Source organism: Arthrobacter sp. AOP36-A1-22, assembly GCF_052377615.1.
Taxonomy (GTDB): domain Bacteria; phylum Actinomycetota; class Actinomycetes; order Actinomycetales; family Micrococcaceae; genus Arthrobacter_H.
In genome coordinates, this window is the sequence record NZ_JBQSWX010000007.1 from 93,376 (window position 1) to 120,181 (window position 26,806).

24 protein-coding genes are annotated in these 26,806 nt (G+C 66.9%); 5 read left to right on the plus strand and 19 right to left on the minus strand.

Features of this window, described 5'->3' with window-relative positions; all coding sequences use genetic code 11:
* Positions 1 to 11: 11 nt before the first annotated feature.
* Positions 12 to 2,117, minus strand: coding sequence for a prolyl oligopeptidase family serine peptidase (locus ACT3S2_RS06345; RefSeq protein ID WP_444561400.1), 2,106 nt, complete (start codon positions 2,115 to 2,117; stop codon positions 12 to 14).
* 40 nt (positions 2,118 to 2,157) lie between these two features.
* Between ACT3S2_RS06345 and ACT3S2_RS06350 the strand changes: the two genes are divergently transcribed.
* From ACT3S2_RS06350 to ACT3S2_RS06365, 4 genes are all read left to right on the plus strand, one after another.
* Positions 2,158 to 3,015, plus strand: coding sequence for a putative RNA methyltransferase (locus ACT3S2_RS06350; RefSeq protein WP_444554670.1), 858 nt, complete (start codon positions 2,158 to 2,160; stop codon positions 3,013 to 3,015).
* Between the two features lie 122 nt (positions 3,016 to 3,137).
* Positions 3,138 to 3,605, plus strand: coding sequence for an NfeD family protein (locus ACT3S2_RS06355; protein WP_444554671.1), 468 nt, complete (start codon positions 3,138 to 3,140; stop codon positions 3,603 to 3,605).
* A gap of 86 nt (positions 3,606 to 3,691) precedes the next feature.
* The gene (locus tag ACT3S2_RS06360; RefSeq protein WP_444554672.1) at positions 3,692 to 4,618 is read left to right on the plus strand and encodes an SPFH domain-containing protein; all 927 of its coding nucleotides are present in this window, start codon (positions 3,692 to 3,694) and stop codon (positions 4,616 to 4,618) included.
* 206 nt (positions 4,619 to 4,824) lie between these two features.
* Positions 4,825 to 5,172 (plus strand): RNA polymerase-binding protein RbpA, encoded by a 348-nt coding sequence (locus tag ACT3S2_RS06365; protein ID WP_444554673.1) that lies wholly within the window; start codon positions 4,825 to 4,827, stop codon positions 5,170 to 5,172.
* Between the two features lie 107 nt (positions 5,173 to 5,279).
* Here ACT3S2_RS06365 and ACT3S2_RS06370 read toward each other — a convergent pair whose 3' ends face one another.
* The 18 genes from ACT3S2_RS06370 to ACT3S2_RS06455 form a co-directional block, all read right to left on the minus strand.
* On the minus strand, positions 5,280 to 6,011 hold the full coding sequence (locus ACT3S2_RS06370) for a polyprenol monophosphomannose synthase (RefSeq protein WP_444554674.1): 732 nt from the start codon (positions 6,009 to 6,011) through the stop codon (positions 5,280 to 5,282).
* Between the two features lie 432 nt (positions 6,012 to 6,443).
* Positions 6,444 to 8,060 (minus strand): amidohydrolase, encoded by a 1,617-nt coding sequence (locus tag ACT3S2_RS06375; protein ID WP_444554675.1) that lies wholly within the window; start codon positions 8,058 to 8,060, stop codon positions 6,444 to 6,446.
* Positions 8,061 to 8,152: 92 nt separating this feature from the next.
* Complete coding sequence (locus ACT3S2_RS06380; RefSeq protein WP_444561401.1) at positions 8,153 to 10,999, minus strand: DEAD/DEAH box helicase; 2,847 nt, start codon at positions 10,997 to 10,999, stop codon at positions 8,153 to 8,155.
* Positions 11,000 to 11,050: 51 nt separating this feature from the next.
* Positions 11,051 to 11,812 carry a twin-arginine translocase subunit TatC gene (gene tatC, locus ACT3S2_RS06385; RefSeq protein WP_444561402.1) on the minus strand — a complete coding sequence of 254 codons (762 nt, stop codon included), beginning with the start codon at positions 11,810 to 11,812 and terminating at the stop codon, positions 11,051 to 11,053.
* Positions 11,813 to 11,860: 48 nt separating this feature from the next.
* Positions 11,861 to 12,106, minus strand: coding sequence for a Sec-independent protein translocase subunit TatA (gene tatA / locus ACT3S2_RS06390; protein ID WP_444561403.1), 246 nt, complete (start codon positions 12,104 to 12,106; stop codon positions 11,861 to 11,863).
* A gap of 26 nt (positions 12,107 to 12,132) precedes the next feature.
* Positions 12,133 to 12,495 carry a hypothetical protein gene (locus ACT3S2_RS06395; RefSeq protein ID WP_444561404.1) on the minus strand — a complete coding sequence of 121 codons (363 nt, stop codon included), beginning with the start codon at positions 12,493 to 12,495 and terminating at the stop codon, positions 12,133 to 12,135.
* On the minus strand, positions 12,492 to 14,549 hold the full coding sequence (locus ACT3S2_RS06400; protein ID WP_444561405.1) for a helix-turn-helix transcriptional regulator: 2,058 nt from the start codon (positions 14,547 to 14,549) through the stop codon (positions 12,492 to 12,494). Before ACT3S2_RS06400 ends, ACT3S2_RS06395 begins: the two co-directional genes overlap by 4 nt.
* A gap of 77 nt (positions 14,550 to 14,626) precedes the next feature.
* Positions 14,627 to 15,022, minus strand: a complete 396-nt coding sequence (locus ACT3S2_RS06405) for an FKBP-type peptidyl-prolyl cis-trans isomerase (RefSeq protein WP_444561406.1) — start codon at positions 15,020 to 15,022, stop codon at positions 14,627 to 14,629.
* A 33-nt stretch (positions 15,023 to 15,055) separates the two neighbouring features.
* Positions 15,056 to 16,018 carry an FKBP-type peptidyl-prolyl cis-trans isomerase gene (locus tag ACT3S2_RS06410; protein WP_444561407.1) on the minus strand — a complete coding sequence of 321 codons (963 nt, stop codon included), beginning with the start codon at positions 16,016 to 16,018 and terminating at the stop codon, positions 15,056 to 15,058.
* 114 nt (positions 16,019 to 16,132) lie between these two features.
* The gene (pafA, locus tag ACT3S2_RS06415; RefSeq protein ID WP_444561408.1) at positions 16,133 to 17,506 is read right to left on the minus strand and encodes a Pup--protein ligase; all 1,374 of its coding nucleotides are present in this window, start codon (positions 17,504 to 17,506) and stop codon (positions 16,133 to 16,135) included.
* Position 17,507: 1 nt separating this feature from the next.
* Positions 17,508 to 18,227 carry a proteasome subunit alpha gene (prcA, locus tag ACT3S2_RS06420; protein WP_444561409.1) on the minus strand — a complete coding sequence of 240 codons (720 nt, stop codon included), beginning with the start codon at positions 18,225 to 18,227 and terminating at the stop codon, positions 17,508 to 17,510.
* Positions 18,227 to 19,006: a proteasome subunit beta gene (gene prcB, locus ACT3S2_RS06425; protein WP_444561410.1), complete on the minus strand. Its 780-nt coding sequence runs from the start codon at positions 19,004 to 19,006 to the stop codon at positions 18,227 to 18,229. Before prcB ends, prcA begins: the two co-directional genes overlap by 1 nt.
* Positions 19,007 to 19,008: 2 nt before the next feature.
* Entirely contained in the window at positions 19,009 to 19,206 is a 198-nt protein-coding gene (locus tag ACT3S2_RS06430) for a ubiquitin-like protein Pup (RefSeq protein WP_444561411.1), read from the minus strand.
* Positions 19,207 to 19,308: 102 nt separating this feature from the next.
* Positions 19,309 to 20,916 carry a depupylase/deamidase Dop gene (dop, locus tag ACT3S2_RS06435; RefSeq protein ID WP_444561412.1) on the minus strand — a complete coding sequence of 536 codons (1,608 nt, stop codon included), beginning with the start codon at positions 20,914 to 20,916 and terminating at the stop codon, positions 19,309 to 19,311.
* Positions 20,913 to 22,685, minus strand: coding sequence for a proteasome ATPase (arc, locus tag ACT3S2_RS06440; protein ID WP_444561413.1), 1,773 nt, complete (start codon positions 22,683 to 22,685; stop codon positions 20,913 to 20,915). The genes dop and arc overlap by 4 nt, the downstream gene beginning before the upstream one ends.
* 114 nt (positions 22,686 to 22,799) lie before the next feature.
* The gene (locus tag ACT3S2_RS06445) at positions 22,800 to 23,894 is read right to left on the minus strand and encodes a tRNA (adenine-N1)-methyltransferase (RefSeq protein ID WP_444561414.1); all 1,095 of its coding nucleotides are present in this window, start codon (positions 23,892 to 23,894) and stop codon (positions 22,800 to 22,802) included.
* A gap of 29 nt (positions 23,895 to 23,923) precedes the next feature.
* The gene (locus ACT3S2_RS06450) at positions 23,924 to 25,102 is read right to left on the minus strand and encodes a site-2 protease family protein (RefSeq protein WP_444561415.1); all 1,179 of its coding nucleotides are present in this window, start codon (positions 25,100 to 25,102) and stop codon (positions 23,924 to 23,926) included.
* On the minus strand, positions 25,099 to 25,830 hold the full coding sequence (locus ACT3S2_RS06455; RefSeq protein WP_444561416.1) for an HAD family hydrolase: 732 nt from the start codon (positions 25,828 to 25,830) through the stop codon (positions 25,099 to 25,101). The genes ACT3S2_RS06450 and ACT3S2_RS06455 overlap by 4 nt, the downstream gene beginning before the upstream one ends.
* Positions 25,831 to 25,890: 60 nt before the next feature.
* Between ACT3S2_RS06455 and ACT3S2_RS06460 the strand changes: the two genes are divergently transcribed.
* Positions 25,891 to 26,790, plus strand: coding sequence for a PAC2 family protein (locus ACT3S2_RS06460; RefSeq protein ID WP_444561417.1), 900 nt, complete (start codon positions 25,891 to 25,893; stop codon positions 26,788 to 26,790).
* The last annotated feature ends 16 nt before the right edge of the window (positions 26,791 to 26,806 follow it).

The following is a 26,806-nucleotide window of genomic DNA, read 5'->3' on the forward strand; positions in this document are numbered from 1 at the left end:
CCCACCAACGATCAGTCGCGGGCCGGGTTCACCGGAAGGTACCGATCCCACCAGTCCAGGATCGCCTCGAAGCGTTGGCGACGGTGCCACGGCGTCCCGGCGCGGGAGAGTTCGTGGTTCTCCCCGGGGAAGAGCAGGAATTCGGTCTCGACCCCCTGCCGCAGCAACTCCACGTAGTAGCGCTGGGCCTGTTCCAAGGGGCACCGGTAATCCTCTTCCGAATGCATCACCAGGGTGGGGGTCCGCACCTGCCCGACCTTCGCCATCGGACTTTGTTCCAGGGTTGCGGCCACATCCCGCCCGGTGTACTCGTCACCGAAGAACCAGCCGATGTCGCTCGAACCGACGAAGGAGATCGGATCCAGGAATCCACGCTCCACGATCGCTGCGGCGAAACGGTGGTCGTGGGCGATGGTCCAGGCGGTGAGGTATCCGCCGTAGGAACCGCCCAACACCCCGACCCGGTTCCCATCCAGCGACGGCTCGGCGGCGACCGCACCATCCAGGAACGCCAATACGTCCTGCAGATCGACGGTGCCCATGGCCTCCTTGATGGCCAGGCCGTGGGCACGGCCGTAGCTGGCGCTGCCCCGTGGGTTGCACTGCAGTACCGCGTATCCGGCCCGTGCATAGACCTGAGCCTCGTCGAAATAACCCCAACCATATTGGGCGTAGGGGCCACCATGGATGTTCAGCAGCACCGGGTGGGGGCCCTCGCCTTCGGGCAGATAGAGCCAGCCATGGACCGGATAGCCGTCGGCCGAAGGCACGGTCAGTTCATGTGGTGCGCTGATGCGAGTCTGCTCGCGCAACGGAGCGGCGAAATCCGTCAAGGCAACCACTCCGCCGTCCTGCACCAGGGCGATCTCCCCGGGGGTGTCCGGGTCGGTATAGGACACGACGACGATGTCCGCGGCCTCCGAAACCCCGGTCACCTCCAGCGGGCCCGAAACCAGGATCCGGGTCGCACCGGAAGCGTCGATGACATGGAGTTCGCTACTGCCCCGCACCCGGGCCAAGGCGGCGACCTCACCGGAGCCCACGGGGAAGAGGCCTCCGCTTTCGCTGTAGTCGAGTATCTGCGGATCGGTCAGGAGGGTGGGTTCCGCCGCCCCGATCTTTTCGGTGGGCAGGACATGGACGGCGGCACTATGAGCCACGAAGTCGGTGCCCGACTCCCCCACCTTGCTCCCCAGCAGAAACAGCTTCTCCCCGTCGCGGCTGAAGGTCGCTGCGTCGTAACCAGTATCGCCCGACGGTGAGCCGGCCACCAATTCGACGTCGGGTTCTCCCGCTGCCGAGGTGTCCACGTCCTCCACCGGGACCCGGTGGATCATCGAGCGCAGATCCGCATCGGCTCCGTGATGCAATGCCGCGGTGAAATACAGGTGCTTGCCATCGGGCCCGAACTCCGGACTGTTGCAATCGGCATCGGCGGGGGTGAGCAGGCGCGTCACCGGGAAGCCCTCGGCCGGTGCCTGGCAGGTGTGGCTGTCCCCCTCTACGTTTTCGCGGGCCGCGGCGGCTTTCTGGACGGTCTTAGCTGCCCGGCCCACGGGCTTGATGAAGGGTTCGGCGTCGGGGGCCGGGACCTCAATGAGGTGGATCCCGTTCCGGCGGTCGTTGCCGAATCCGAGCCCGTTGAACCGGTACTTATATCCGGTGATCCGGCGTGGGGCCTCGGCCCCGACGCCCACCCCCTCCACGGTCCCGTAGCGTCCTTCCTCGGGGGTACGGCTGCCGAAGGCCACCCGGCGGCCATCAGGGGAGAAGACGAACTCCGACACCCCCAGATGGCGGTTGGTGATCACTCGGGGTTCACCGCCGCGGGCGTCGACGATGGCCAACTGCGGGACGCCCTCGCCATTGGGGCGCAGGAAGGCGATCAACCGCCCGTCGGGCGAGAACCTGGGCTGGGCATCCGAGGTCCCGCGGGTGATCCTCCGCGCGGGGCCCGCGGCGCTGCCGTATTCATCAAGCTCGATCAGCCAGAGCTGCCCCACCCCGGAATCGGCGTCGAAGCTGGGCCTGGTCGCCGCGAACACCACCCGGCGACCGGCCGGGTCCAAAGCGGGGGCGGATACAGTGGTCAGGAGCTCTAACTGATCTGGTTTCACCCCGTGAGCGTATCTGAAAGACTTATTGAAGGAAATAGCCATGAGCGATGATCTGGTCCCCCTGCGCTGCCCGCTCTGCGCCGGGACCCTGGCAGCGGCTTCCTCCGGGGAGCGCACGCTCACCTGCCCCACAGGGCATCGCTACGATGCCGCCAAGCAGGGCTACTTCAATCTCCTGACCGGCCGGGGCACCTCCTTTCGGGAAGATACGGCCGCCATGGTCCAGGCCAGGGCCTCCTTCCTGGCTGCCGGACACTACGAACCTTTGGCCGACGCCCTCGCCCAGGAGGCCCTGACGGGATTTCCGGACCGGGTCCCGCGACTTCTCGATGCCGGCGCCGGAACGGGGTACTACCTCGACGCGGTGGCCTCGGCCCTGGCCGGATCCCGCGGCCAGAGGCCGCCCGCCCTTGCGCTGGACATCTCCCGGTACGCCATGCGGCGTGCCGCCAGGCTTCCCCGGACCCGGGCGCTGGTCTGGGATCTCTGGCGTCCGCTTCCGGTTGCCGACGCCGGCGTCGATCTCCTGTTGAACGTCTTTGCCCCTCGCAACGGCAAGGAATTTGCCCGCGTCATCGCCCCGGGCGGGCTGGCCCTGGTGGCCACTCCCCTGCCCGGACATCTGGCAGAAGCCACGGTGCCCCTGGGGCTGCTCGGCATCGCGGCCGGGAAGGACGAGTCCGTGGCCGCGGCGGTGGGCCCGGAATTCGAGGCCGTCCACACCCGGGAAATCCGTTCCTCGCTGGAGCTTTCCACGGACGACGCCGTCCGGTTGGCCACGATGGGCCCGGCGGGCCACCACCACGATGACGCGTCAACCCGCTCCCGGTTGCAGACCCACCCGATGCCGGCCCGGGTCACCGCCGCCTTCCGCCTGCAGGTGTTTCGCCGTCGATAGCGCGCGGACCAGCGGAAGGACTCGAACATACCTCCCAAGGGTGACGATCCCACCGGCACTCATCATGCAAGATGGTAGGACCGAGGGTGGCAAGCGCCCTCCCAACGCATGCGGGTGACGAAATGTTCGAATGGGTCCTCGAGAACAGTTGGGTCTTCTGGCTCGCACTGTTCCTGATCCTGGCGATCATCGAAATGATGTCGCTGGACCTGTACTTCATCATGCTCAGTGCCGGCGCACTCGGTGGGGTCGTCGTGGCCCTCGCCGGCGGAGAATTCTGGCTTCAGGCCCTGGCCTTCTGCCTCGTTTCCCTGGCCATGATCCTCTTCATCAGACCGATCGCCCTCCGGCAATTGCATAAGGGCCCCGCCGACCGGCTGACCAATGTCGATCGCCTGGTCGGCCAGGACGCCCTCGTGCTCGAACCCACCACGAAACTCGGTGGCCGCGCCAAGATCGGCGGAGAGACCTGGAGCGTCAGAAGCCAGGACGACGCCGCGTTGGCTCCCGGGATGTACGGAACCGTCGTGAGCATCGATGGAGCCACGGCGTACATCACGATGCGCGCCGCGGAACCACACGAGAACTAGTACTTCGACACGGCCGGAGAAGGAAACATCCGGATCTGGTCAGTCCAATGCCCTGCGAAGGGCCATAAGGAAAAGAGGAACCATCAATGACAGGCCTAGGCATAGTCCTGGCAGTACTCGCGGTCTTCGTGATCATCGTGCTCCTGCGATCGGTACGCATCGTCCCGCAGGCGCGGGCAGGCATCGTGGAGCGGCTGGGTAAATACCAGCGCACGCTCGGACCGGGCCTGACGCTGCTGATCCCATTCGTGGACCGCCTGCTGCCGCTGTTGGATCTGCGTGAAAACGTCGTCAGCTTCCCGCCGCAGCCGGTGATCACCGAGGACAACCTCGTGGTCTCCATCGACACCGTCGTGTACTTCCAGATCACCGAACCGCGGGCGGCCACCTACGAGATCGCCAACTACATCCAGGCGGTCGAACAGCTGACCACCACCACGCTGCGTAACGTCGTCGGCGGCCTGAACCTCGAAGAGGCGCTGACCAGCCGTGACCAGATCAACGGCCAGTTGCGCGGCGTCCTGGACGAGGCGACCGGCAAGTGGGGCATCCGCGTTTCCCGGGTGGAGCTCAAGGCCATCGACCCGCCGCTGTCCATCCAGGACTCGATGGAGAAGCAGATGCGCGCCGAGCGTGACCGCCGTGCCGCCATTCTGACCGCCGAAGGCACCAAGCAGTCCCAGATCCTCACCGCCGAGGGCCAGCGTCAGGCTGCCATCCTCGCTGCCGAAGGTGACGCCAAGGCCGCCATCCTGCGCGCCGATGGTGAAGCCCAGGCGATCGAGAAGGTCTTCGACGCCATCCACGCCGGAAACCCGGACCAGAAGTTGCTGGCCTACCAGTACCTGCAGACCCTTCCGAAGCTGGCCGAGGGCTCCTCGAACAAACTGTGGATCATCCCCAGCGAGGTCGGCGAAGCCCTCAAGGGCATCGGTGGGGCCTTGGGCAACTTCACGGACGGTGACGATTCGGCCGGCGCCGCCACGGCACCGGGCGCCCCGAAGCAGCCCTAGGTTTCCACGGCTGATAACACCAGATGGTGGGGCACGGAGGGAACACCCTTCGTGCCCCACCTCGTTAAGCGACAACGTGGGCTGGCAACGCGTATACTGGTGTCTTTGTGGCTTCCGCCAAGGGCTCAGGGGAATGATTACCCCACCCCAGGCGTTGTAAACAGTGGATGATGCCGAAGAGCAGCAGAACGTAGTAGGGAGAAAACATGAGCGATCGCAGTCTGCGTGGAATGCGTTTGGGCGCACAGAGCATGGAGACCGAAGCCGGGGTGGAGCCGGCACCGCGTCAGCGCGTGGAGTACCGTTGCGCCGATGGGGAGCAGGTTTTCGTGATGTTCTCCACCGAGGCCGAGATTCCCCTCTCCTGGGTCTCCAAGACCGGCAAGGAAGCACTCCTGGTCGACGGCGAACTGCCGGACACCTCCAAGGACAAGCCGGTCCGTACCCACTGGGACATGCTGCTGGAGCGCCGTTCCATCGACGAGCTCGAACAGACCCTCAAGGATCGGTTGAATAAGCTCCGCGCCGGCCGCGGCGAGAAGATCGAAGCCTAACCGCTCGTCGAGCTCGACCGGACGCACAAAGAATAAAGAGGCCGGTTTCCGCACCTGTGGGGTGCGGGAACCGGCCTCTTCTCATTCCACGGCACGGTGGGACGATCTCACAGCTTTCCGGTCAGCTTCCTCCAGCGGGCACCCAGCCCCCAGCGGGTGACATTGAGCATGGCCTCGACCACGATGTTCCCACTCATCTTCGATACCCCGAGTTCGCGTTCCACGAAGGTGATCGGGACTTCGACGATCTTCTTGCCCATCAGTGCCACCCGGAAGGTCATGTCCACCTGGAAACCATAGCCCACGGATTCTATGTCGTTGAAATCCAGCGCTTCGAGGGTCTCCCGGCGGAAGGCACGAAAGCCCGCGGTGATATCCCGGATGCCCAGCCCCAACATCAGTCGGGAGTAGGTGCTGCCGGCCAGGGAAATGAGCTTGCGGTAGGGCGGCCAGTTCACGACGCTGCCCCCACGGACCCACCGGGACCCGATGACCAGGTCGGCCCCCTGGGTGTTCAGCGCCTCGAGGAGGCGAGGAAGCTGTTCGGGCTGGTGGGATCCGTCCGCATCGAGTTCGACGAGCACGTCATAGCCCTGTTCCAGGCCCCAGGTGAATCCTGCCAGGTAGGCGGCCCCGAGGCCTTCCTTGCCCTTGCGGTGCAGCACATGGACCTGCGGGTCCGTGGTTCCCAGGTTCCGGGCGAACTCACCGGTGCCATCGGGGCTGTTGTCATCGACCACCAGGACATCCGACTCCGGGACGGATTCGCGCAGACGCTTGATCGTGATGGGGAGGGACTCGATCTCGTTATAGGTCGGAATGATGGTGATTACCCGCACGCGGTTTTACCCTTCTGAACTGTCTCGGCGGCCCCCCAGGGGCCTCGATGCGATCCCTCGGGACCTTCGGACACGACTGCGGACCAACGGTCCACTCCCTCGCCGGAGGACCGGGTGGGGAAAAGCCAATGACCAAGTATACCGTTCACCGACCTGAGGGCACGGAAAGACCCCGGGAACTTCGGACCAAAAAGAGTGCATTCAAGCACAAGCAATTTGTTTTCTACTGCTCCCGGGGCCAGACCTTTGTTTATTTGCCGTGATGCCGACTCGACGTTGTAGGACTCCCTACCATCGCCGTTGAGAATCCACCCTATCGGCTCAGATCGCCCTGTCAACTGAAGCCTGACTAGCATTTTCAGGCGTACCACCTAGTCAGGCCCGGCGCGTCGCGACACCCTTTCCGCGCATCGGAAATCGCCGGGGCGGCGCTCACGCACGACGGAAGATGCTCCGTCCCCGACGTACCGTGCCCAGGCAGGTCGGCAGGGAGTCCTCGAGCACGGGAAGCATCGGGGTCCCGGCCCGGGCGTCGGTGCTCCAGGAGGACACCCGGGCGTCGGGGGTCTGGACCGCCAGTTCGGAGGCCGCCCAGATTGCGAAGGTCGCCTCCGAGCCCGGGACGAGCTGACCGGCCAACGGGTCCGGATCCCCGAAGCCCCGGTAGCCGGCCCGCGTATGGGCGACGAAGGCGGCCCGTGCCGAGATCCGGGACGATTCGGTGTGGTGTTCAAGACACGCCTTGACGGTGGCCCAGGGGCTCATCTCCGTGACCGGGCTGTCGGAGCCCAGGCAGACCGGCACCCCTCTGGTCAGCAGACGGCCGACTTCATTCATCCGCGCCGAACGTTCACCCCCCAGGCGTTGTTCGTATTGGCCATGGGGGCCGCCCCAGAGGGCATCGAAAAGCGGTTGCATGGAGACCGTGACCCCGAGTTCTAGCCAGGTGTCGATCGCGGTCTCGTCCAGCATCTCGGCATGTTCGATCCGGTGGCGACCCCGCTGGATGGCCGCGATCCCCAGCCGGTCGGCGGCCAGCCGGAACCCGGCCACCGCCTCATCCATGCCGGCATCGCCAATGACGTGGAACGCGGCCTGGATACCGGCTTCGGTGCAGGCCTGGACATGGGTGGCGATCGTTTCCGCGTCCAGATAGAGACAGCCGCTGGTGGAGGGGGCGTCGGCATAGGGTTCGCGCAGGGAGGCGGTCCGGGAGCCCAGCGAGCCGTCGATGTTCAGGTCCCCGCCGAGCCCGGCCATCCGTGGACTATCGAAGTCATCGAACAGGCTGCGGGCCTGCTGTGCCGTGTCGACGGTTTCGGCCCAATAGATCCGCACCGCCGGCAGGTCCTCGCCCTCGGCGTCGAGCAGGTCGTTCAATGCCGAGACATCCGCGCGGGTCCCGATATGCGGGGCCGCCATTTCGGCGACGGCCGCGTAGCCGTGGGAGGCCAGATGCTGCAGGGCCCGGCGCTGGTGGTCGGCGCGGGATCCGGCGTCAAAGGAGAGAATGTGCTCCCTCACCCGGGTATGGGCTTCACGCACGGCCACGGGGCCGCCGTCCCAACCGTCGAGACCGTGGATTCCGGCAGCAGCAGCCAATGCACTGCTGACCAGGCCCGAATGAACGTCGACACGGGTCAGATACACCTCCCGGCCCGGAGCCGCCGTGTCCAGCTCCTCCACCGTGGGGGTCCGGGCCTCGGGCCAGGTGCTCTCATCCCACCCGGCCCCGATGACCGGGCCGGGCCGGGTGGCGGCCCGTTCGGAGACCGCGGCGAGGAATCCGTCCACCGAGGTACAGCCCGACAGGTCCAGCGAGGCCAGAGCGACGCCGGTCTCGGTCAGGTGGGCGTGGGAGTCGACGAAGGCCGGAGCCACCAGTGCCCCGTCCAGGTCGACGATCTCCATCCTCTCGTCGATCAGCGCGTCCGCGGCCGCCTCCTGGCCGACCCAGGCCACGGAGCCTCCATCGATGAGCATTGCCGTGGCGAATGGATCCGCGGCGCTGTAGATGGCTCCGTTGCGGTACATGACCAGTGCGGGCATGTGTACTTCCTTCCCTGCAGGAGGGCGGCCCGACGGCTCGCCCCCAAAGTGGTTCTTGATGCCCGGTGGTGGTTGGCCTGCCGGAAGCGTGCCTAGTCGGCGACGCTGGAGTAGGCCACCACACCGCGACGCACGGCGTCCACCGCTGCCCGGCACCTCCCGGCCAGCACCGGGGACAGGTCCGGGACCTTGGCCAACTGGTCCAGGGTGTCGATGACCTGTTTGGCCCAGCGCACGAAGTCCCCGGCCGCCAGGTCGGTGCCGCGCAGGCAGTCCTTCAGGTCCTTCCCTCGCGCCCACAGGTACATGGGCCAGACGAGGCCGGAATCCGGCTCGCCCGTCTCCGGGAGCCGGTTGGCTTCCTCCAGGTCGGTCAGTTCGGACCAGTTGCGTACCGCAACCGTCCAGGCTTCCTCGACCTGCCGGCTGGGCATCTTGGGATGCCCGGCGGTGGACTCGCGTTTGGCCTGGTAGACCAGCGTGGTGACGAACCCCGCCAGCTCGGCGGCCCCCAGCTGATCCATGCAACCCGATTCGAGCACCAGGGACGTCAACAGGTCGCGTTCGCCGTAGATGCGTCGCAACCGGTTCCCCGAGGCCGTCGTCACCAGTTCCCCGTCCGGGGAACCTCCCTCGGGAAGGGCCAGGTAGCCGTAGTGTTCCAGGATCGTGCACACGCGGTCGAAGGTCTTGGCAATGGTGTTGGTCCGCCCGGAGATCTGGCCCGAGAGCCTGTCGGTTTCCGCCTTGAGCTTCCACCAGCGTTCGGCCCAACGGGCGTGGTCCTCCCGTTCGGAACAGCCGTGGCAGGGATGCCGACGCATTTGCCGACGCAACTCGGTGATGCGGGCTTCCTGCCGGTCGGTGCCCGGGAAGTCGAAGCCGCTGGCCCCCCGACGAGGTGGCCGCTGTTCCTGCAGCGCATTGCGCAGCGAGGCGGCCAGGTCCTTGCGTTCCTTCGGCGTGCGGCCGGTGAAGGACTTCGGGATGCGGATCCGTGAAATGACCTCGATCGGGCCGTCCAGGTCCTGGACCCCGACCCGGCGGACCTGGCGGTCCTCGGTCAGCACCGTCGGACGGGGATCACGCAGCGAATCGGAGACGGCGATGATCACGCAGCGTCCCAGCCGGCGCGGACCGGCCACGTCGATGACGTCGCCCGGGACGACCTGTTCCAGGGATTCCTCGGCCGCCGACCGACGCATCCGGTGGGCGGTGCGCGACGCATCCTTTTCGGCCTGCCCGAGTTCCTGGCGGATCCGGGCGTATTCCTTGAAGTCGCCCAGGTGGCAGGCCATCGATTCCTCGTAGCCGGCCATTGATTCCTGGCGGCTGCGGACCTGCCGGGCCAGCCCGACGACGGAACGGTCGGCCTGGAACTGGGCGAAGGAGGATTCCAGGATGGTGCGTGCCCGCCCCATCCCGAACTGCGCCGAAAGGTTCAACGACATGTTGTAGGTGGGGCGGAAGCTGGAGTTCAGCGGGTACGTGCGTTTGGAGGCGAGACCTGCCACCGCCGCCGGATCGGTGCCCGGCTGCCAGAGGACCACCGCGTGGCCCTCGATGTCGATCCCCCGCCGGCCCGCACGCCCCGTGAGCTGGGTGTATTCGCCGGCGGTGATCGAGACATGCGATTCCCCGTTGAATTTCTCGAGCTTCTCCAACACGACCGACCGTGCCGGCATGTTCACCCCCAGGGCCAGGGTCTCGGTGGCGAAGACCGCCTTGACCACGCCCCGGGCAAAGAGCTTCTCGACGACTTCCTTGAAAATCGGCAGCAATCCGGCATGGTGGGCCGCGAATCCCCGCAGGAGGCCTTCACGCCAGGACCAGAAACCGATGACTTCCAGGTCCCCTGCCGGGATCTCCCGGGCCACGGCGTCGATCTCTTCTTCGATGATCCGTGATTCGGCCTCGGTGGTGAGGAAGAAACCGGTGCGCACGCATTGGGCGACGGCGGCATCGCAGCCCTTGCGGGAGAAGATGAAGAAGATGGCCGGCAGCAGTCCCGACTGGTCCAGCGAAAGCACCATTTCGGGGCGGGAGACCCGATGTTTCTGGGGTGGTCCGGAGGTGTTGCGGGGCCCGGCATGGCCTCGTCCCCGGCGCTGGGCCCGACCGGCACCGCCACGGAATTGATGCCGTTCATCGCGTTGGGCCAGCCGGGTGAGTTCCGGGTTCACGGCAATGCTGTGTTCGGCGCCCTGGTCCTCCAGGGCCGCCGCCTGGTCGAAGGCGAGGTTTCCGGCGAAGAGGTCCAGAAGCCGGCCACCGACCATGACATGCTGCCAGAGCGGGACGGGACGGTGTTCGGTGACGACGATGGCGGTATCCCCGCGGACCGTATCCAACCAGCCGCCGAATTCCTCGGCATTGGAGACGGTGGCGCTGAGGGAAATGACCTGGACGCTCTGCGGCAGGTGGATGATGACTTCCTCCCAGACCGCGCCACGGAACTTATCGGCAAGGTAGTGGACCTCGTCCATGACGACGTAGGCCAGACCGGTCAAGGTATCAGAATCCGCGTAGAGCATGTTCCGCAGGACCTCGGTGGTCATCACGACCACGTCGGCTTCGCTGTTGATCGAGGTGTCCCCGGTGAGCAGCCCCACCCGATCGTGGCCGTAATAGGCGGCCAGCTCGTTGTATTTCTGGTTGCTCAGCGCCTTGATCGGCGTGGTGTAGAACGCCTTCATGCCCCGCTGCAGTGCACAGTGGATCGCGAATTCGCCCACCACGGTCTTCCCGGCGCCGGTCGGCGCGGCCACCAGGACGCCCCGGCCTTCTTCGACGGCGGTGCAGGACTGGATCTGGAAGTCGTCGAGTTCGAATTCCAGGCTCCGGCGGAACGCGCCGAAATGGGTTTTTTCCTCGGCCGCGCGTTCACGCCACGCGGCGTACTGCTCTGCTGGAGAGCCCATGCCTGACCACCCCTTCATTGGTGTCTCGTCTCAGGGGACAAAACCAGCCTACCCGGGCGTCACCACGGCTCAGTCGATGGATTCGCCGTTGGCGATCAACCTCTCGTTCTCCTCTTGCTGTTCGAGGCGGCGTTTGGCCCGACGCCGGTCGTTGAGCAGGCAGAAAACGGTGGCGGCGGCGAAGAGCACCAGCAGTGGTCCGGCCAGGACGAACATGGTCAGTGCGTCGCCGCCCGGGGCGGCCATCGCCGCCACCAGGCAGATCAGGAAGACGGTGATCCGCCAGTTCTTCACGATCAGTTTGCCGGGCAGGATCCCGACCATGTTCAACCCCACCAACAGCACGGGGATGATCATCGAGATGCCGAAGGCGATCAGCAGGCGCAGCACGAAGGTGAGATAGTCCTGGACGGTGATGAGGTTCACCGCGATATCGGGGGTCAGCCCCAGGAAGAACAGCAGGGCGTGGGGAAGCACCCAGTAGCCCAGGTAGATGCCGCCGAGGAACAGTGGTACCGCGACGCTGATGAAGGACAGCGCGGTGCGCTTTTCCTTCTTCTTCAGCCCCGGGACGATGAACGCCCAGAGCTGGTAGAGCCAGACCGGGGAGGCCATGATCAGGGCCAGGAACAGCGACACCTTGATCATGATGTCGAAAGGCGAGACCGCCGTATTGAAGTTCGCCGTCCCGCCGGCGTCCTTCAACGGTTGGAAGAGCAGACCGAGCACCGGTTGGTAGAGGAAGAATCCCCCGACCGCCGCGACGAAAAGGGCACCGAGGGAAATGAAGAGCCGGTTCCGCAGCTCGATCAGGTGTGCCTTGAGCGCCATCCTCCCTTCGGGGTTGGATTTACGCCCTGTCTTTTCCGCCACCGGGAACTAGCGCTTGGGGCCGCGGTGTTCCGGGTCCACGACCTTGCCCTCGTAGGGCTCGTCGGTGGCCGTCGGATCCTGGGGGTCCTGCGGAGCCTGTGGATCGTCGTCCTTCATCTGGCGGACCTCGGACTTGAAGATGCGCATGGACTGCCCGAGGGAACGTGCCAGCCCCGGGAGTTTGGGGGCACCGAAGAGAATCAGCGCCAACACAACGATGATGACAATATGCCATCCCTGTAGACCAGCCATGGGTGGAACTTCCTTTCGTCTGGCTCTCAGTCTACGTCACGCCGGTACAGGTCGCCTACGCGTTGGGCCTGTCCCCGCCGATGTTTTCCGGCGATCCTGCGCTCGCGGCGGGCGGTGCGGCGGGCCTGTTTCCCGGCGTCATATTCCCGCCGGGCCGCGTCGCGGGACCTGAACAACACCGCGGTACCCGCCGGCGGCCGCGGCCGGCCCCCGAGGTCCTCTTCCAATGCTTCCCCCGGCGGCAGGGACAGGGCGTCCCCGGCCGTGGTCACTTCATCGAACATGACCATGAACTTGCGGTACAGGTGCAGTGCGCACAGGCCCAGGAACACGAGGGTGGCCAGGGCCAGCACGGCCCAGAGCAGGATCCAGAACCACCAGGGCATCATGCGTTCTCCTTGGTCAGGGGGTGGGGGCGACGGTTTTCGTGGGCGGCCAGGGCCGCGTCCAACCAGCGGCGCGTGGTGTCGGCGGCGGTGTCGGGGGCGATGACCCGCAGGCCTCCGCCGTGCCGGGCCACCAGCCCGGGCAGCAATTCCGGCGCCGGGACACCGACCTCGGCGATCAGGGTCCCGTCCTTGGCCTTCGCGCTCTGGTACGGGGCGAATTCCTCGACGAGCCGGTGCAGCCGGGGGGCGAATCCGAGTTCGACGGCGATGTCCTCCGGGGCCGGAGTGTAGAGCGTGCCCTCCGCCACGGTGTGTCGTTCGGCCTCGCGGACGAACCTCTCACCGGTGGCCCGTGCGGAGAGGATCCGATCCAGCCGGAAGTTCCGTCTGGCCCGGGAGCTGCGGCACCACGCCTGGACATAGGTCCGGCCACCGTCCTCCAGGAGGCGGATCGGCTCGATCTCCCGGTCGCTGATCTCGTCGCGGCTGGGTTGGTGGTAGCGCAGCTGGAGCACCTCGTCGGAGGCCACGGCGGCGCTCACCGTCTCGCGGACGGCGGAGGACTCGGTGGCTGCCAACCGCGCGGAGGCGATCCGGTCGATTTCCGCGAATTCCCCCGCGGCCCCGCGCAGCTTCTCCAGCGCCGACCGCGCGGCGCTGCGGTCCGTGGTCCCGGGCAGGTCCAGGAGGGTCTGCAATCCGACCAGCAGCGAGAAGGCCTCCAGGAGGTTCAGCCGGATCGGGGCCGCGAGGCCCTCCGCGTTGACGATGGAGACCCGGTCCCCCTCCAGGTCGACGTCGATCAGTTCATCGGGCAGGCCGTTGGGGACCCCGCAGAGCTGGATCATGGTCAGGTCCTCGATCAGCCGACGCCGGGACAATCCGAACCGCGCGGCGGTGTCCTCGAGCAGCGGGGCGCCTTCGCGCACCACGTAGGCGATGATGTCCAGGGCCCGGGCCACGACGTCGGAGGAGGACGGCCGGCCCCCGGGGCGTGCCTGTCCGAAGGAGTAGGCCGGCACCGGGGCGTTTTGTGCTTCGCAGGCCCCCTGCAAGCGGCGTCCGACGGCGTCGCGCAGGCCCTCGGGGCCCAGGACCGCCGCTGCCGGACCGAGTTCGGCGATTTCGGCGCTGAGCGCCTCGTCGTCCTGGTAGTCCAGGCACACGGTATCGGCGGTGTCCTCGGGGTCCTGCCCGGCAGGTGGCTGCCCCGGGTCCGTGCCGTCGACGGGGTCGACCGCCCGGCTCCGCAGGGCCAGTCCCCGCCCCGGGGCCAGACGCACCCTCGCCCGTTGGCGGGCCGTGTCGGGGTCCAGCCCGTCCAGGACCTCTGCGATGCGGAATCCTTCGGGTCGCTCGACGGTGCCCGGGCGACGGGCGATCTCGGAACAGATCCGCGAGAGCCGGAAGATGCGTTGGCCGTCCCGGTCGCGGTCGCGGCCCACGAGGTACCAGTGGCCGAAGCGGTTGCCGATGCCCCAGGGTTCGATGGTGCGCACGGCGCTCTGCCCGGAGGCCGCACGGTAGCTGAAACGGATCGGGGTTCGATCCCATACGGCGCCGAGCACATCGCGGAAGGCGGCGTCCGCGGCATGGAGCCTCGGTTCGAAGGTCTCGAAGGAGGCGCCCGCGGAGTCGGGGCTTCCGGCGGCGCCCGGGGAGAGCCGGTTGAAGGCCCGGTCCGCGGCGGAGGCGATCGTCGGATCCTTCCAGACCCGGGCCGCCAGTCCCAGGGCCATGGCTTCCTCGGGGGTGAAGGACACCGCGGGAAGCCGGTATTCCTCGGGGCGGACGCGGTAGTGGGTCTCTTGGCGGTCGTTGCCGTAGTAGGTGTCCCCGACCAGGGATTCCAGCGGGACCCCGAGGGAGCGCAGATCGCTCTTATCACGTTCGAATTTGCGCTCGAAGGCCTCGTCGGACAAATCCTGGTAGTCATCCACGATGCCCCGCAGCTCGGCCCGGGTGTAGCCCCGGCGTCGGGACATCAGGGCATAGGTGAGGCTGACGAGCTTTTCCGTGCGCGAAGGCGCACCCGCATTACGTTTGGCAGACACCGGACCCACGTTACTAGAAAGCACGACGGCGCCGCCCCCCCCGGTGGGGGGACGGCGCCGTCGTGGCGGGAGGACTGCTAGCGCACGTCCACCAGGTCGACCACGAAGATCAACGATTCGCCGCCGGCGATGGCGGCCCCTGCCCCGCGTTCGCCATAGGCCAGATGCGAGGGGATTTCCAGGCGCCGGCGTCCGCCGACCTTCATGCCCAGGATGCCTTCGTCCCAGCCCTGGATGACCTGTCCGGTACCGGCCCGGAACTGCAGCGGTTCGCCGCGGTTCCAGGAGGCGTCGAATTCCTCGCCCGTGGACCAGGCGACCCCGACGTAGTGTGCCGAAACCGTGGCGCCGGCGGTCGCCTCGGCGCCGTCACCGACGATGAGGTCCTCCGAACGCAATTCGGTGGGTGCGCCTTCCGTGGGGAAGTCGACTTCGGGTTTGGTGCGGTCGTACTCGCGTTTGCCAAAAGACATATTCGTCCTTCTCCTGTTTCCGTTCCGGGATTTCTACTTCGCGGGCTTGTCGATCGACTTCACGTCGACGACGAAGACGAGGGTACCTTGCGGCATGCCGTCCTGGCCGTCGTAGGCGAGCTTGCTGGGGATCGTCAGCAGGACGGTGGAGCCTTCCTTGACCCCTTCGAGGCCTTCGGTCCACCCCTTGATGACCTGATCCAGGCCGAAGGTCGCCGGGGAGCCCTTCTCGTAGCTGGAATCGAACTGTTCGCCGTCTTCCCAGCGGGCCCCGGCATAGTCCACCGTGATGGTGTCGGACTTCTTGACCTTGTCGCCGTCGCCTTCCTTCAAGGTGGTGACCTTCAGGTCGACGGGCGGTTCGTTGCCGGCGGGGATCTTCACGGTGCCGCTGCCGTCTTCGGCGATGTCGGCGGTGGGTTCGGCGTCCTTCTTCGCGTCGCCGTCCTCCTTCGTGAAGTCGACCTTGATCTTGTCCTTGGCGTCCACGACCTTCAGGATCAGCAGCTGATCGATCTGGGACGGATCCTTCGGGTTGGCGGAGGCGCCGTCGTCATCGGATTCGTCGGCGTTCTTGGGATGGACGTAGGCAACCCAGGAACCGACCTTGGTCCCGACGAGGATCTCGTGGATCTGCTCGTCCTGTTCCTTCAAGTCGTCATTGACGCTGAGGGTCATGGCCGGTTCCTTGAACGTGTTGCCGACCTCGCTGCCGTCCTTCATGTTGTATCCGGCCAACTTATAGGAGACGTCCTGGCCTTCCTCCACCTTGGCCCCGTCACCCTCCTCGAGGACCTTCGCCCCGGGCTCGGTGGCTTCCAAGGGGGTATCGAACTCGACCTTCGGCGCCGAGTCCTCATCCTCCCCGGGCGTGAGTTTGATGGAGGAGAGCGGCTCGGCCGCGCCCACGGTCCTCGGGGTTCCGGCTCCACAGGCGGTCAGCGCTAGCAGCGCGACCCCGAGAACCAGTGCCAGCAGCTTGCGCACAAAATCCACTTTCGTCGTCGTACATCAATGGTCAACAATCGACCCGGGGGCACCACAGCGCCGCCCGGGCCCCGTCCAGCTTAAGGTTCCCGCCTGTGAATGTCCTGAGGCCGCGCCGGAAAATCAGTCTTGGGGCCGGATCAGGGCCGTCAGTTCCTCCACCCGCGGGTCGACCTGGGCGAAGGGGTCCTTGCACAGGACCGTCTGGCCCGCATGGTCGTTGAGCTTGAGATGGACCCAATCGACGGTGAAGTCGCGGCCGGCTTCCTGGGCGGCCCGGACGAAGTCCCCGCGTAGTTTGGCTCGGGTGGTCTGGGGTGGGGTCGTCGTCGCGGCGGCGATCTCGGCTTCGGAGACCACCGCCTGCGCCCGCCCATTCCGGCGCAGCAGCGAAAACAGCCCGCGGTGCGGATCGATGTCGTGATACGTCAGATCCAGTTGGGCGATCCGCGGGGAGGAGAGTTCCAGGGAGTGCTTTTCCTGGTATTGCCGGATCAGCCGCTGTTTGATGGCCCAGTCGATTTCGGTGTCGATCCCCGAGGCGTCCCCGCTGGCCACCGCATCCAGGGCGCGGCGCCACAGGTCCATCACCCGGGGCACGTGCTCGTTATGGGCCCCGTGGCGTTCGATGAACGTGGTCACCTTGGCGTGGAAGATCTCCTGGAGTTCCAGGGCACTCAGCTCGCGGCCGCTGGCCAACCGCACCCGGTGCCGCCCGGTGGGGTCGTGGGAGATATCGCGGATGCTGCGGATCGGGTTCTCCAATCGCAGGTCCTCCATGATCGTGCCGGCCTCGATCATGCGCAGGACCAGATCGGTGGCGCCGATCTTCACGAGCTGGGTCGTTTCGGACATGTTCGAATCCCCCACGATCACGTGCAGGCGCCGATAATATTCGGCATCGGCATGCGGTTCGTCTCGGGTGTTGATGATCGGGCGGGACCGGGTGGTCGCCGAGGAGACGCCTTCCCAGACGTGGTCCGCACGTTGGGAGAAGGCAAAACGGTGTTCGCCGTCCACCGGCAGCACCTTCCCGGCCCCGGCGAAGAGCTGGCGGGTGACCAGGAACGGGATGAGGATCTCGGCCAGTCGGGCGAATTCCAGTTTGCGCGGGATCAGGTAGTTCTCGTGGCAGCCGTAGGAGTTCCCGGCCGAGTCGGTGTTGTTCTTGAACAGGTAGATGGATCCCCGGAGCCCGTCGGCCTTCATGAGTTCCTCGGCGCTGGCCACCAGATCGTTGAGGACCGACTCCCCGGCCCGGTCGTGGGCGATCAGTTGGGCGACGTCGTCGCATTCGGCGGTGGCGTATTCGGGGTGGGATCCGACGTCGAGATAGAGCCGGGAACCGTTGGTCAGGAAGACGTTGGAACTGCGCCCCCAGGCCACCACCGGCTTGAAGAGGTAGCGGGCGACTTCCTCGGGGGTCAGCGGTCGTCCTCCGGGATCGGAGTAGGCGATCCCGTATTCGGTTTCGATTCCAAAGATGCGGCGGTCCATCTCAGGCACCGTCCTTTCCAGCCAGGGCGCGCAGGATCTCGTCCTTGCCCCGTCGTGTGAAGGTCCTGCCGGTCAGCGGCCGGTCGACCGGGCTGCGCTCGAGGACGGCGACCTCCAACAGGTCCACGGCGTCGGGCCCGGAGACCTCGGGCAAGGCGGCGGCCGCGGTCCGGATGACCTCGTCGAATCCGGCGGTGGCCAGTTCGCGGCCGGCCCAGGCGGCATCCATGGCCTCGGCCAACGACCGGGCGTCACCGCCCATGACGACCAGTCCGGGTTCGTCGGAGATCGAACCGTCGAAATTCACCCGGTACAACTCATCCGAGGCGGGCTCCTCCCCTACTTCGGCGATCGCCAGTTCGACTTCGAAGGGTTTGGATTCGGCGGTGAAGACCGCGCCGAGGCTTTGGGCGTACACGCTGGCCAACCCGCGGCCGGTGACATCCTCCCGGTCGTAGGAGTAGCCCCGGGTGTCCGCGTACCTGACCCCTGCCTGGCGCAGGGATTCGAATTCGTTGTATTTGCCGACGGCGGCAAAACCGATCCTGTCGTAGATCTCCCCGATCTTGCGCAACGTCCTGGAGGGGTTCTCGGCGATCAGGGCGATGCCGTCCCGGCAGCTGGCCACGATGACCGAACGGCCCCGGGCGATGCCCTTGCGGGCGAAATCCGCCCGGTCCTTCATGAGTTGTTCGGGTGAAACGTAGAACTGCGCGCTCATCAGGCCTCCCTGGCTGTGGCCGAGCGTTCGGCGACGATTTCCCGGGCGAGACGGACCAGCTCGTCGTCGGGGATCCGTGCCGAGCCGTCGGCGTCGACCCGGTAGAGGATCGGCATGAGTTGGCGGACCAGATCCGGGCCCCCGGTGGCCGAATCATCGTCGGCCGCATCGTACAGGGCCTCCATGGCCACCCGGATGGCGCCCGTGGCGCCCAGTGAGGGGCGCCAGAGCTTCTTCAGGGCCCCGCGGGCGTAGACCGAGCCCGAACCGATGCTGTGGTGTTCGATCTCCTCGAAACGTCCGCCGGTGATGTCGTAGGAGAAGATCCTGCCCAGTTGCTGGCGGGGGTCGTAGCCGGCGAACAACGGGACCACCGACATGCCCTGCATGGCCCGGCCCAGGTTCGAACGGATCATGGCGGCCAACCGGTTGGCCTTGCCGTCGAGGCTGAGCAGGGCCCCTTCGATCTTTTCGTAATGCTCGAGTTCGACCTGGAAGAGCCTCACCAGATCCAGTCCTATGCCGGCCGAACCGGCGATCCCGACCGTTGAGAAGTGGTCGGTGGCGAAGACCTTCTGCATATGCCTGCTGGCAATGACGTTGCCGATGGTCGCCCTCCGGTCACCGGCCATGACCACCCCCTGGTCATAGGTCAGCGCGACGATCGTGGTGGCATGCCGGAGCCCTTCAGTGGCCCCGGCCGTATCGGCCGCCGGCAGCAGGTCAGGGCGTTCGCGCCGCAGATGCTCGACGAAGGAAGGCCCCTCGGGAATCTGCATGGCTACTGTCCGCCCTTTTGCACGAAACCACGCACGAACTCCTCAGCATTTTGTTCCAGTACGCCGTCGATGTCCTCCAGCAGGTCGTCCACACCTTGGGTCTGCTCCTGCGTGGCCGGTGCCGCCGCGGCCGGGGCCGGGGTCTCCTCGACTTCCTGCTCCTGCGTGGACGGCTGCGGCCGCTGCTGTTCCTGTGCCATGGTCTGCTCCTCTCCTCGGGGCGACGAATCGCCGGTCTGTCTATCGTCTCACTTGGTGGTTCCGGCTGCTGGTGGATCGGCGGGACCGCGGTCCTGCCCGGTTCAGGTCCGCCCGCGGGCCAGCTCGTCGACGAACCGGCCCACGTCGAGTCCCGCGTCGAAGAGCCGCCCGACCCGCTCCTTGGTTCCGCGCAGCGGTTCGGGGGTCGCCACCCGGTGGCTGCCGGGGCGGCCGGGGATGCTGAAGATCACCGCATCCCAGCTGGCCCCCAACACATCCTGCGGGTACTGGCTCAGGCAGCGGCCGCGGAAGTAGGCGCGGGTGTCCTCCGGGGGTTCGACGACGGCCCGGGCGATCTGTTCCTCGCTGAAGAGCGTCTCGACCATCCCGCGTCCGGCCAACCGGTGGTAGAGACCGCGTTCGGGGCGCAGATCCGCCCATTGAAGGTCCATCATCGCCAGCCGGTGGTCCTGCCAGGACAGGCCATCCCGGTCACGGTAGCGGTTCATCAGATCCAGTTTGGCAACCCAGTCCACGGTGCGTTTCGCGGCGAAGACGTCCCGGCCCAGGGTGTCGAGGGTGTCCTGCCAGCGGGTCAGCACATCGGTGGTCGCGGCATCCTCGGCCCCGGTGGTCCGGCAGTGGGCGCGTGCCGCGTCGAGGTAGATCCGTTGGATCTCCAGGGCGGTGACCCGTCGGCCGTCGGAGAGTTCGACGACGGTCTGCAAGGTGGGGTCGTGGCTGATCTGCTGCAGGGCGGCCACCGGTTCACGGAGTTGGATCCGCGGCGCGGTACCGGCTTCGATGAGCGAGAGGACCAGGGAGGTGGTCCCGACCCGCAGCAGCGTGGAGACCTGGCCCAGGTTCGCGTCCCCGGCGATCACGTGCAGCCGCCGGTACTTCTCCCAGGTGGCATGAGGCTCGTCGCGGGTGTTCACGATGGGACGCCTGATGGTGGTTTCCAGTCCGACCTCGGCTTCGAAGAAGTCGGCGCGTTGACTGATCTGGTAGCCGGATTCCGCCCCGGTCATCCCCCGGCCCACGCGTCCGGAACCGCACAGGACCTGCCGGGTGGCGAAAAACGGGATCAGTCCTGCGGCGATGTCGTCGAAGGGGGTGGACCGCGGCATCAGGTAGTTCTCGTGGGCCCCGTAGCTCACGCCCTTGTTATCCGTGTTGTTCTTGTACAGCAGGACCTCGGCGAAGCCCGGGGACTCGGCGATCCGTCGTTGGGCGGCCAGGGCGACCCGGTCCCCCGCCTGGTCGTGGAGGACCGCGTCATGGGGTCCGGTGGTCTCGGGTGAGGAGTATTCGGGGTGGGCATGATCCACGTAGAGCCGGGCCCCGTTGCCCAGCACCATGTTCATCAGCACATGACCGTCCGTGTCCTGCTCGGCATACAGGGTCTCCCCCGCCCTGACGTCCCCGCCGGCCAAGGCGATCTCCTCGGCCGTGAGTTCGCGCGGGGTGTCGGTCAGCTGGGAGGCGTCGGCCACGGCCCGGGGCATGTTCCAACCCCGGGCGTCGGCCAACGGCGCCTCATCGGCATAGTCCCAGCGCGTCCCCGCCAGCTGCCCGTAGCCCTGGCGCACGGTGGCGGCATAGGCGTTGATGACCTGCGCGGACAGGATCGTGGAGTTCGCTCCGGGCTGGCTGGGGGCCAGCACCCCGAATTCGGTTTCCAGACCGATGACCCGCCGGACACTCACAGGTACTGCCCCGTATTGGAGTATCCCTGCCCCGGTTCCGTCTCGAGGCTGCGTCCGACGCCGGAGCCGCTCTTATCGGCGACGATGGTGCGGATGTAGGTGATCCGTTCGCCCTTCTTGCCCGAGATCCGCGCCCAGTCGTCGGGGTTGGTGGTGTTGGGCATGTCCTCGTGTTCGTGGAATTCTTCGGCGACACCGCGCAGCAGGTGGTCGATCCGCAATCCACGCTCCCCGGAGGTCAGCAGTTCCTTGATGGCCGATTTCTTGGCCCGATCGACTACGTTGCGGATCACCGCCCCGGAGTTGAAGTCCTTGAAGTAGAGCGTCTCGGTCTCGCCGTTGGCGTAGGTGACCTCCAGGAACTCGTTCTCCGTGCCCGTGGAGTACATGGCCTCCACGGTCTGGCGGATCATCCCCTGCACGGTGGCCTCGGCGTTGCCCCCGTGTTCGGCCAGGTCGTCGGCGTGCAGGGGCAGGTCGGTGGTGAGGTATTTGGCGAAGATCTCGGCGGAGCCCTCGGCGTCGGGGCGCAGCACCTTGATCTTCACGTCCAACCGTCCGGGCCGCAGGATGGCCGGGTCGATCATGTCCTCGCGGTTGGAGGCGCCGATGATGATGACGTTGTCGAGCTTCTCCACGCCATCGATCTCGCTGAGCAGCTGGGGAACGACCGTCGTTTCGACATCGGAGGAGACCCCGGTGCCGCGGGTGCGGAACAGCGAATCCATTTCGTCGAAGAACACGACCACCGGGTTGCCCCCGGCGGCCTTTTCCCGGGCACGGGAGAAGATCAGCCGGATATGTCGTTCGGTTTCGCCGACATATTTATCGAGCAGTTCGGGGCCCTTGATGTTCAGGAAGTAGCTGCGGGCGCTTTCCCCGCCGCGCAGTTCGGCGGTCCGTTCGGCCAGTGAATGGGCCACCGCCTTGGCAATGAGCGTCTTGCCGCAGCCCGGGGGGCCGTAGAGCAGGATGCCCTTGGGGGCCTTCAGCCCGTGTTCGCGGTAGAGATCCTGGTGCAGGAACGGCAGTTCGACGGCGTCGCGGATCTGTTCGATCTGCGGGCCCAGCCCGCCGATATCGGCGTAGGAGATGTTCGGGACCTCTTCCAGGACCAGCGACTGCATCTCCGAGAGCTGCACCCGTTCGGTGGCCAGCCCGGTCCGCGGGTCGATGGCCAGTGAATCGCCCACCCTGACCTTTTCGCGCAGCAGCGGCCCGGCCAGCCGGATGACCTTCTGGTCGTCGGCCCGGCCCACGGCCAGGACCCGCCCGTCCTCCATGACCTCCTTGACGGAGACCAGTTCCCCGGAGGCTTCGAAGCCGAGTCCGGCGACGATGGTCAAGGATTCGTTCAGCAGCACTTCCTGCCCCAGCTGCAGGCTCTCCAGGTCCAGCAGCGGGCTGATCGCCACCCGGAGCTTCCGGCCGCCCTGGACGATGTCCGCCCCCGGGACCCCGGTGGAGGAGATGGCGGTTCCGGCTGCGGGATGGCTGCGGGCGTTGATCCCCACGATGGTGCCGAAACTGAACGGGGTGTCCCCGTCCCGATCCAACGCCGATTTGAGCGTGACGATCTGTTCCCGGGTGCGTTCGAGCATGGCGGTCAGCCGGGCGTTGTTGGCCGTCGTCGTCCCCAGTTGGCGATCCAAGGTCCGTGACTTGTCGCGCAGGACGTTGAGCTGGCGTTCGGCGATCTCGAGTTGGCGTTGCAGCCGCCCGTCCCCCTCGGCCGCCCCGGAGGCTGGGGTCGATGTGTTGTCCGGCATATGAGCACCCTTCGTCGCGCCTTGCCCCGATGGGGTCCGTCCCCTTCATCGTAGCCACCCGCGGCCCGTCAGGGCATCGATGTTAACCGCAAGTGTCGCCGTCCAGGCCGGGGTTCACTCCCCGGGGGTCGGCTTCGGGAAGTCGGCGGGATCCAGGCCGTTGCCGTCGGCATCACGGAAGGCCCCGCGCTGCTTCATCGATTTCGCGTCCTTGGCGGCCCGACGCAGTTTCTTGTCCGAGACCCCGCGTTCGCCCAGTCCCGTGGCATCCCAGGCCCCGTCGTCGTGCTCCTTGGTCCAGGCCTGGACGTCCTCGGCGGCGAATTCGGTGTTCTTCATGCGTTTCTGCCCCGGGATCCCCGCGGCCCCGTCGGCGAGCCGGCGGGCGGTGAGCAGGAACCCGGTATGGGCGACCATTCGGTGGTCGGGGCGCACGGCCAAACCGTCCAGATGCCAGCCGCGGACCATCGATTCCCAGGATTCGGGTTCGGTGAACCGGCCATTGGCCCGGATGGCCTCGGCGGTGCGTGAAAGCTGGGTGACGGTGGCGACGTAGTTCACCCAGACCCCGCCGGGGGCCAGCACGGTGGCCACGGAATCCACGCATTCCCAGGGAGCCAGCATGTCCAATACGACGCGGTCGATGGAACCGGGTTCCTCGGTGGCGGTGGCCTGGTCCTGGAAGTCGCCGAGGCTGATCCTCCAGGCCGGATGTTCACCGCCGAAGATCGTTTCCACGTTGCCACGGGCGATCTCGGCGAATTCGGCACGACGTTCGATGCTGTGCAAGTATCCGCCATCTCCCACCGCCCGCAGCAGGGAGATCGACAGGGCCCCGGAACCGACGCCGGCTTCCAGGACGCGGGCGCCCGGGTAGATGTCGCCCATCGTGACGATCTGCGCGGCGTCCTTGGGGTAGACGACGGCGGCCCCCCGCGGCATGGAGAGCACGAAGTCCTTCAGCAGCGGGCGCAGCGCCTGGTAGCGCCGTCCCTCCGAATTCTCCAGCACGATGCCTTCGGGCTGGCCGATCAACGCATCGTGGTCCAACACCCCGCGGTGGGTGTGGAACTGGCCCCCGGGAGTCAACGTCAGGGTGTTCATCCGCCGTTTCTCATCGGTGAGCTGGACCCGGTCCCCCGGGGCGAAGGGCCCGCGGCGGTGAGCGGCGCCATGCGGGGTGGCGGGCTGGTGGGGGGTTTCGTTCATGCTGGGGCTCGTTCCGTTGGCTGGATGGTTCATGAACCGGACTTCTTGCCGGTGATGGCGGAGACGACGGTCCGCTGGAGCAGCAGGCCCACGATCCTGCCGTTGCCGTCGACGACGGCATATTCGCTGCCGTCCAGGCTGGCCAGGTAGGTCACCAGGTCCCGCCCGGACCGGCTGGCGGCCACGACGGCCCCGGGGGCCAGGGCCCGGGCCACGGTCCCCGCCGCAGTGGTGGAGCGCAAGGTCCCGGGCACGGCAGCCAGCGAGGTGCGGTCCACGACGGCTTCGGGCCGGCCGGTGGCCGAACACAGCAGGACATGCCCCGGGGAGCGGGCCAGCCGGTGGTCGATGTCCGTGACGACGGCGGTGCCGGGCAGGGCGGTGGCCGGCTCCATGAGTTCCCCGGCCCCGATCCGTGGCAGCCGCAACCGCATGCGGGCATCGTTGATGGCCCCGCTGGCCCCCACCCAGAGGAACCCGCAGAGCAGCACCGCGATGATGGTCACTTGCAGGTTGATCGGTTCCCGGTTGAACAGCGGGAGCACCACGAAGTACAGGCCCAGGGCGATGACGATGATCCGTCCCGCCCAGCCGGCGGCCACGGTCCCCTTTTCCTGCGAACCGGTTCCCGCCCAGACGGCGGATTCGACCAGTCGGCCGCCGTCGAGCGGCAACCCGGGCAGGATGTTGAAGATCGCGACCAGGAGGTTCGCCCACACCAGGATGGTCAGCAGCAGCCCGGTGACCCCGATCGGATCCAGGTTCACGATGGCCAGATACCCCAACCCCGCCAGCAGGAAGTTCGCTGCCGGCCCGGCCAATGCCACGAGCAGGGACTTCCCGGGGGTGGCATGGAAGGAACCGAACTGGGTGTGTCCACCCCACAGGGTGAGCACGATATGGGCGTTGGGCCAGCCGAAGGCAGTGGCACAGAGGGCATGGGCCAGCTCGTGGATCAGGATCGACAGGGCCAGCAGGACCGCATAGCCGAAGGACACCGCGTAGGCGCCCAGACCGATTCCCGGCAGGATCCGCATCACATCGGGGGTGAAGACCAACAGGATGAAGCCGGCGATCAGGAACCAGGACCAGGCCAGATAAACGGGGATGCCGCCGATGCGTCCCAACGGGATGCCGGGGCGGCGGGACTTCTCCTGGCCGGGGACCGGGGTGTCGTGGTGGCCCGACTGCTGCGCGGAACCGCTCATCCGGCGGCGCCTTCGGGGGCGACGAAGGAGTCCAGGTCGCCGGCGGTGACACCGGCGAGTGTCGGCCAGACCGTCCAGTTGCCTGTCGCGGGCAGGGTCGAATAATGCGGAACGGCGATGGTGGGGGTTCCACTGGCCGCCGCCGAGCGGACCCCGGGATCGGAGTCCTCGATGGCCACCACCCGGTGGCGCTGCAGCGAGGGGACCTGCCCCGACATCCGGTCCATCGCCAGGTGGTACGGCGCCGGATCCGGTTTGCCGGCGGGGACCTGGTCCCCGGTGATCAGGAATTCGAAGGTCCCGGACGGGAGGGAATCGGCGACCAGCTGGGCCATCGGGCCCTCGGACATGGTGACCAGGGCACACGGCACCCCGTGGGCGCGCAGATCGGCCAGCAGCTCGCGGGCGCCGGGACGGAAGACCATGTGCTCGCGCAAACCACGGACCACACTGGCGGTCATCTCGTCGATGATCTCGCGGATCTCGAGGTCGACGCCGGCCTCACGCAGGACCGCTGCGCTGGTGGGCAGCGCCTGGCCGATCAGTTCCTGGGCTTCTTCATCGCTCCAGGTCCCGCCATGGCGGTGGACCAGTTCCTTCTCGGCGGCGATCCAATACGGCTCGGTGTCCACGATGGTCCCGTCCATGTCCCAGAGTACGGCTTGCAACCCGTCATGGGCATCAAAAACGTTCGTGGTCCGTGGGGCGTGGGTGGGGAAGGCACTCATGCCTCGATTCTACGTGGGCGGGCACGTTGCCACGGCCACCGTTCGCGTTAGGGTGAGAGCGTGGCTGAGAATAATGATTCGCAGGGCTCGCTCACCGAGCTGATTGCGGCCGAGGCGCCTCCGGGAAGCGGCCGACGGCCCACCATCATGGTGGTCGCCTTCGGTGGCTGGAACGACGCCGGCGAGGCCGCCAGTGATTCCCTGCGATTCCTCGCCCGGCACTTCGAGGCCAAGAAGGTCGCCGAACTCTCGGAAGACGATTATTACGATTACCAGTATTCGCGTCCGTCGGTCCGGCGCAATGCCGCAGGCAAGCGCACGATCCGCTGGCCCAGCACCCGGATGTTCCGGGCCGAGATCCCCGATACCGGCGTGGACCTGTTGCTGGTGCGCGGGGCGGAGCCGACCTACCGCTGGCAGGCCTTCACTGCGGAACTGCTCACCCAGGCCGAACTGCAGAACGTGAAGGCCGTGGTCCTGGTGGGGGCCTTGTTGGCCGATGTCCCGCACACCCGCCCGCTGCCGGCCAGCATCACCAGTGAGGACGGGCATCTGCGGGCGCTTCTCGGCGCGGACCGCACCACCTATGAGGGACCCACCGGGATCCTGGGCGTCCTGGCGGAGACCGCCGACTCGGCGGGCCTGCCGACCCTGTCGATCTGGGCCGCGGTCCCCCACTATGTGGGCCATTCACCCTCCCCGAAGGCGACCCTGGCGTTGTTGACCCAGCTGGAGGCGGTCCTGCACACGCCCTTCGATCTGACGCTGCTCACCGAGGAGGCCGAGGCCTGGCAACGCGGGGTCAACGAACTCTCCGAGGAGGATCCCGAGGTCGCCGCCTATGTCCAGCAGCTGGAGGAGACCCAGGACGCCACCAAGCTGCCCGAGGCCAGCGGAGAGTCGATCGCCCGCGAATTCGAGCGCTATCTGAAACGGCGCGACGGCGGAACCGAAGGCTAGCCCCACCGCAGCGTCC